The following is a 6,622-nucleotide window of genomic DNA, read 5'->3' on the forward strand; positions in this document are numbered from 1 at the left end:
GAGCCGGCCGCCCGACCCCCCGGAGAGCACCCCGCCGACCTCGGGCCCCACGAGCCCGCAGGAGCCGACGGCGGGCGAGCCGGGGGCCGAGGGGGAGCAGCAGCGGAGGCACTAGGCAGACCTCGCGGGCCGCCGGCTCCGCGGGCCCCGGCACCTCCGGAGGGCGCCCACCAGCGCGCCCCCCAAGCCGCGCCGTTCCCGCCCCGCCCCCTCACCCCGTCTACTGGTCCGCCGGGTGCGGGGCCACCAGCGGGAGCTGCGAGGCCAGCCGTGCCTCGCACAGCTCCACCAGCTGCGCGTACGCCTTCTTGCCCATCAGCTCCGTCAGCTCGGGCCGGTACGAGACGTACACCGGCTCACCCGCGCCGTGCGCCGACGTCGCCGACGTGCACCACCAGTGCAGGTCGTGGCCGCCCGGGCCCCAGCCCCTGCGGTCGTACTCGCCGATCGACACCTGGAGGATCTGCGTACCGTCCGGCCGCTCCACCCAGTCGTACGTCCTGCGCACCGGCAGCTGCCAGCACACGTCCGGCTTCGTCTCCAGCGGCTCGCGGCCCTCGCGCAGCGCCAGGATGTGCAGCGCGCAGCCCGCGCCGCCCGCGAAACCGGGCCGGTTCTGGAAGACGCACGAACCCTGCCAGCGCCGCGTCTGCCGCTCCCCGTCGTTCTCGTCGAGCTGCACCCAGCCCGTCGTCGTGCCCACGTCGTGGTGCTGCCAGATGTCCGGCGTGAGGCGCTCGACGAAACCGGCGACCCGCTCCTCGTCCTCCTCGTCCGAGAAGTGCGCGCCCAGCGTGCAGCAGCCGTCGGCCGCGCGCCCCGCCTGGATGCCCTGGCAGCCGCTGCCGAAGACGCAGCTCCAGCGCGAGGTGAGCCACGTCAGGTCGCAGCGGAAGACCTGCTCCTCGTCGTCCGGATCGACGAACTCGACCCACGCCCGCGCGAAGTCGAGCCCCTTCTCGTCGTCCTCGGGGAGCGGATACGTGCCGGGCTCGGCCGTCACCGCGACGGCCACCTCGCCCGCACCGTCCTCCGCCGACGCGGTGCGCAGCTCGCGCGCGAGCAACGCGGCCTGCTTCGCGCTCTGCCGCACGCCCTGCTTCGCACCCTGCTTCGCACCCTGCGGGGCACTCCGCTTGTCCGCCTTGTCCGCCTGCTTCTCGCCCTGCTTGCGCTTCCGCTTGTCCTGCTTCTGCTGCTGCGGCACCTCGGGGGTCCCTTCGGACGGCGGCATTTCCGGGGACTTCGCCTTTTTCGTCTTCGGCACGCGCCCAGCGTAAGCGCGTCGCCCCGCCGACCGGGAACGTCGCGCCCGCGCCCCGCCACAACGTCACGCCGCGCTCCGCGACGCGCACGTCACGCCGCGTCCCCGCGAGGCCCCGCGACCGCCCCGCTTCGCGCGCCGTCCGGTTCCGCTTGCGGCACGCCGAAGGGCGCCCGCGCCCCGTACGCCCCGGTCCACCGCCCCGTACTCCGTCCGCGCGCCCGGACCCGCGCAGTAGCGTGTGCGGCCATGAGGCTCGGAGTACTCGACGTCGGCTCGAACACGGTGCACCTGCTCGTCGTCGACGCCCACCACGGCGCGCGGCCACTGCCCGCGCACTCGCACAAGGCCGAACTGCGCCTGGCCCAACTGCTCGACGCGGACGGCGCGATCGGTGAACGCGGCGTGACCGCGCTGACAGCCACCCTCCGCGAAGCGCTCCAGGCCGCCGAGGACAAGGGCGTCGAGGAGCTGCTGCCCTTCGCGACCTCCGCCGTCCGCGACGCCGTCAACGCCGACGAGGTCCTGCGCCGCGTGCGCGAGGAGACGGGCGTACGGCTCGACGTGCTCAGCGGGCCGGAGGAAGCGCGGCTCACGTTCCTCGCCGCGCGCCGCTGGTTCGGCTGGTCGGCGGGCCGGTTGCTGCTGCTCGACATCGGCGGCGGCTCGCTGGAGATCGCGTACGGCCTCGACGAGGAACCCGACGCGGCCGTCTCGCTGCCGCTCGGCGCCGGCCGCACCCACGCCCGCCTGCCCGGCGACCCGCCCGCGCCCGAGGACGTCAGGGAGCTGCGCAAGTACGTACGCGCCACCATCGCCCGCGTCGTCGGCGAGTTCAGCCGCTTCGGGCCGCCCGACCACGTCGTGGCGACGTCCAAGACCTTCCGCCGCCTCGCCCGCGTCGGCGGCGCGGCCCGCTCCTCGGAGGGGCTGTACGTGACGCGCGAGCTCAAGCGCCGCTCGCTGGAGGAGTGGGTGCCGCGCCTCGCCGCGATGACCGCCGCCGAACGCGCCGAACTCCCCGGCATCCCCGAGGACCGCGCCGACCAGCTCCTCGCCGGCGCCATCGTCGCCGAGGGCGCCTTCGACCTCTTCGGCATCGAACGCGCCGAGGTCTGCCCCTGGGCACTGCGCGAAGGAGTCATCCTCCGCCGCCTGGACCGCCTCGACCGCGCCGAGGGCGGTCGCGGCACGGTCACCGAGACCGTCGCCACACGGGCCCCACGGGGCTGACGACGGCCGGGCCCGGCGGTACGGGGGCGGCCCTACGGCGGTACGGGCCGGCCCTACGGCGGTACGGGGGCGACGCGACGCCCCCCGCTCGCCCCGCCCCACGCGCGCCCCAGTGCCCGCCCACCGTCGCCCCCCGCGTCCCCCGCCCCCGCTCCGTGGCGAACCGCACACTCCCCGCCACCGCGCAGGTCGCACCGCCCGCCGCCCTCTCCCGCACGTCCCCGCGCGGCTCGTGCCCGGACACGCGCGTGCTACCGCCCCGTACGCTGTGGGGGTGGTTGAAGCAGCGGTTCGCGTTCCGGGGGCGAAGGTCGCCCTGTCGACGGCCTCGGTCTATCCGGAGTCGACGGCGACGGCCTTCGAGATCGCCGCGCGCCTCGGTTACGACGGTGTCGAGGTCATGGTGTGGACCGACCCGGTCAGCCAGGACATCGACGCCCTGCGCAGGCTCTCCGACTTCCACCGCGTCCCCGTCCTCGCCGTCCACGCCCCTTGTCTGCTCATCACACAACGGGTGTGGACAACGGACCCCTGGACCAAGCTCCAGCGCGCCCGCGCCGCCGCCGAACGCCTCGGTGCCTCGACCGTCGTCGTCCACCCGCCGTTCCGCTGGCAGCGCCAGTACGCCCGCGACTTCGTCGACGGAGTGTGGCGCATGGCGGACGAGACGGACGTGCGCTTCGCCGTCGAGAACATGTACCCCTGGCGCTACCGCGAGCGGGAACTCCTCGCCTACGCCCCCGACTGGGACGTCACGCACGACGACTACCGGCACTTCACCGTCGACCTCTCGCACACCGCGACGGCCCGCACCGACGCGACCGCGATGATCGACCGCATGGGCGACCGCCTCGCCCACGTCCACCTCGCCGACGGCTCCGGCTCCGGCAAGGACGAGCACCTCGTGCCGGGACGGGGCACCCAGCCGTGCGCCGAGACGCTGGAACGTCTCGCCGTGAGCGGCTTCACGGGGCACGTGGTCATCGAGGTCAACACGCGCCGCGCGATGTCCAACGCCGAACGCGAAGCGGACCTCGCCGAAGCCCTCGCCTACACGCGCCTCCACCTGGCCGCCCCCCGCACGCAAGCACCGCGCACCGAAACACCCCCCACCGAGCCCGGCCCCACCGCCTCCGCCCCCGCGAGGTCCCCCCGCCCCTGACCACCCCGCGGGCGGACCGCAGGAAACACAGCACGAGTACGGCAGGGGCGAGGGCACGGGTACCGATACGGGGACGGAGGAGGTGGCAGGGATGACGACGGACGACGACACGGCACCGCAGCCCCGCCGACGCCGCGGCCGTCCCCCCAAGGCCCTCGCCGCGAACGGCCCCGCCGCCAGGGAACGCATCCTCGACGCCGCCAGGACCGCCTTTGCCGCGCACGGCTACGACCGCACCCCGGTACGCGCCGTCGCGCGGCTCGCCGGGGTCGACGCCTCCCTCGTGCACCACTACTTCGGCACGAAGGACGCCCTGTTCGCCGCCGCCGTCGAAGCGCACTTCGCACCGACCGAAGGGCTCGCCGACGTCATCGGCGCGGGCCCCGACGGCGTCGGCGAACGTCTCGCCGCGTACTTCTTCGGCATCTGGGAGGACCCCGCCTCCCGCGCCCCGCTGCTCGCCCTCGTCCGCTCCGCGCTCACCCACGAGGCCGCCGCCGGGGTCCTCCGCTCGCTCGTCCTCAGCCGCCTCCTGGAACGCATCGCCCAGAAACTCGACGTCCCCGAGCCCCGGCTGCGCGCCGAACTCGCCGCCTCGCACCTCGTCGGCATCGCCCTGCTCCGGTACGTGCTCGGGGTCGAACCCATCGCCTCCCAACCGGCCCCCCGCCTCGTCGCCGCCGTCGCCCCCACCCTCCAGCGCTACCTCACCGACCCGGACCCCGGAGCCATCGGCGAACCGGCCCCCGCCCACCCCTGAACCGCCACGAGCCGTCCGCTGAAGGCCGTGGCCCACCCCTGAACCCGCCGCGAGCCGCCCTCGAACCGGCACGCGCCGTACCCCCGGACCGGCGCGCGTCCGCACCCCCGCCCGTCCCGGCCCGGGCACAAACGTCCCGTATTCCGGACACCCTGTCCAGATCTTGGAGCACGGGCGTACGCTCGATCGCAAGCCTTACGCGTCGAAGGCGGCCCCCGGGGTCGCGTCCGGCGCGCATCACCACCCTGTACGACGAGGAGCGAGCGACGATGCCCGAGCTGAGGTCCCGCACTGTCACCCACGGCCGCAACATGGCGGGCGCCCGCGCCCTTATGCGCGCCTCGGGCGTAGCCAGTGAGGACATCGGCAAGCCGATCGTCGCCATCGCGAACTCGTTCACCGAGTTCGTGCCGGGGCACACCCACCTCCAGCCGGTCGGCCGGATCGTCTCCGAGGCGGTCAAGGCGGCGGGCGCCGTGCCCCGCGAATTCAACACGATCGCCGTGGACGACGGCATCGCGATGGGCCACGGGGGGATGCTCTACTCGCTGCCCTCCCGCGACCTGATCGCCGACTCCGTCGAGTACATGGTCGAGGCGCACTGCGCCGACGCGCTCATCTGCATCTCGAACTGCGACAAGATCACGCCCGGCATGCTGATGGCCGCGCTGCGCCTCAACATCCCGACGGTCTTCGTCTCCGGCGGCCCGATGGAGGCCGGCAAGGCGACGCTGGTCGACGGCACGGTCCGCAAGCTCGACCTGATCAACGCGATCAGCGACGCGGTCAACGAGTCGGTCTCGGACGAGGACATCCTCCGGATCGAGGAGAACGCCTGCCCCACCTGCGGCTCCTGCTCCGGCATGTTCACCGCCAACTCGATGAACTGCCTCACCGAGGCGATCGGCCTCTCGCTGCCGGGCAACGGCTCGGTCCTCGCGACGCACACCGCCCGCCGCGCGCTCTACGAGAAGGCGGGCGAGACGGTCGTCGAGCTGACCCGCCGCTACTACGAGCAGGACGACGACAGCGTCCTGCCGAGGAACATCGCCACGCACGCGGCCTTCGAGAACGCCATGGCGCTCGACATCGCCATGGGCGGCTCGACGAACACGATCCTGCACCTGCTCGCGGCCGCGCAGGAGGCGGGCGCGGACTACGACCTGCACGACATCAACGACGTCTCGCGCCGCGTCCCCTGTCTCGCGAAGGTCGCGCCGAACGTGGCGGGCTCGAACACGTACTACATGGAGGACGTGCACCGCGCGGGCGGCATCCCGGCGATCCTGGGCGAGCTGTACCGGGGCGGGCTGCTCAACGAGGACGTGCACACGATCCACTCGTCCTCCGTGAAGGACTGGCTGGAGCAGTGGGACGTGCGCGGCGGCACGGCGAGCGAGGAGGCCGTCGAGCTGTGGCACGCGGCGCCCGGCTGCCGCCGCAGCGCCGAGGCGTTCTCGCAGTCGGAGCGCTGGGACACGCTCGACACCGACGCCGCGGGCGGCTGCATCCGCGACGTCGCGCACGCCTACTCTGCGGACGGCGGCCTCGCGGTCCTGCGCGGCAACCTCGCCGTGGACGGCGCCGTCGTGAAGACCGCGGGCGTCGACGAGTCGATCTGGACCTTCGAAGGCCCCGCCGTCGTCTGCGAGTCGCAGGAAGAGGCCGTCGAGAAGATCCTGGCGAAGAAGGTCACGCCCGGGGACGTCGTCGTCATCCGCTACGAGGGCCCCAAGGGCGGCCCCGGCATGCAGGAGATGCTCTACCCGACCTCCTTCCTCAAGGGCCGCGGGCTCGGCAAGGTCTGCGCGCTCGTCACCGACGGCCGCTTCTCCGGCGGCACTTCGGGCCTCTCGATCGGCCACGCCTCCCCCGAGGCCGCGGCCGGCGGCACGATCGCGCTCGTCGAGGACGGCGACCGCATCCGCATCGACATCCCGAACCGCTCGATGGAACTGCTCGTCGACGACGAGACCCTCGCGGCGCGCCGCGAAGCGCTCGGCGGGGTCTACGCGCCGAAGAACCGCGAACGGGCCGTCTCGGCCGCGCTGCGCGCGTACGCGGCGATGGCGACCAGCGCCGACAAGGGCGCCGTCCGCGACGTGACCCTGCTCGGCGGCTGACCCCCCGGTGGCCGACCGCCCCCCGGTCGGCCACCCCGCGGTCGGCCGACTCCCGGAGGTCGGCCGCCCGGCGCCCCGCC

5 protein-coding genes are annotated in these 6,622 nt (G+C 74.0%); 4 read left to right on the forward strand and 1 reads right to left on the reverse strand.

What is annotated here, in order from left to right; all coding sequences use genetic code 11:
- Window positions 1-220 precede the first annotated feature (220 nt).
- Window positions 221-1,207: a hypothetical protein gene (locus G3I42_RS34430; protein WP_343244744.1), complete on the reverse strand. Its 987-nt coding sequence runs from the start codon at window positions 1,205-1,207 to the stop codon at window positions 221-223.
- 306 nt (window positions 1,208-1,513) lie between these two features.
- Here G3I42_RS34430 and G3I42_RS34435 point away from each other — a divergent pair, with 306 nt between their 5' ends.
- The 4 genes from G3I42_RS34435 to ilvD all read left to right on the forward strand — a co-directional run bounded on the left by G3I42_RS34435 (window position 1,514) and on the right by ilvD (window position 6,542).
- Window positions 1,514-2,497 (forward strand): Ppx/GppA phosphatase family protein, encoded by a 984-nt coding sequence (locus G3I42_RS34435; RefSeq protein WP_164291586.1) that lies wholly within the window; start codon window positions 1,514-1,516, stop codon window positions 2,495-2,497.
- 274 nt (window positions 2,498-2,771) lie between these two features.
- Window positions 2,772-3,659 (forward strand): sugar phosphate isomerase/epimerase, encoded by an 888-nt coding sequence (locus G3I42_RS34440; protein WP_164291587.1) that lies wholly within the window; start codon window positions 2,772-2,774, stop codon window positions 3,657-3,659.
- Between the two features lie 91 nt (window positions 3,660-3,750).
- Entirely contained in the window at window positions 3,751-4,419 is a 669-nt protein-coding gene (locus G3I42_RS34445) for a TetR family transcriptional regulator (protein ID WP_164291588.1), read from the forward strand.
- Window positions 4,420-4,688: 269 nt separating this feature from the next.
- Window positions 4,689-6,542: a dihydroxy-acid dehydratase gene (gene ilvD, locus G3I42_RS34450; protein WP_164291589.1), complete on the forward strand. Its 1,854-nt coding sequence runs from the start codon at window positions 4,689-4,691 to the stop codon at window positions 6,540-6,542.
- Window positions 6,543-6,622 lie beyond the last annotated feature (80 nt).

This window comes from Streptomyces sp. SID11385 (genome assembly GCF_010548245.1).
In the GTDB taxonomy this organism is placed as follows: Bacteria; Actinomycetota; Actinomycetes; order Streptomycetales; family Streptomycetaceae; genus Streptomyces.

Excerpts from the sequence above, each read along its gene's own strand:
- G3I42_RS34435 (WP_164291586.1), top strand. The coding sequence starts at position 1,514 with ATGAGGCTCGGAGTACTCGACGTCGGCTCGAACACGGTGCACCTGCTC.
- G3I42_RS34445 (WP_164291588.1), top strand. The coding sequence starts at position 3,751 with ATGACGACGGACGACGACACGGCACCGCAGCCCCGCCGACGCCGCGGC.
- ilvD (WP_164291589.1), top strand. The coding sequence starts at position 4,689 with ATGCCCGAGCTGAGGTCCCGCACTGTCACCCACGGCCGCAACATGGCG.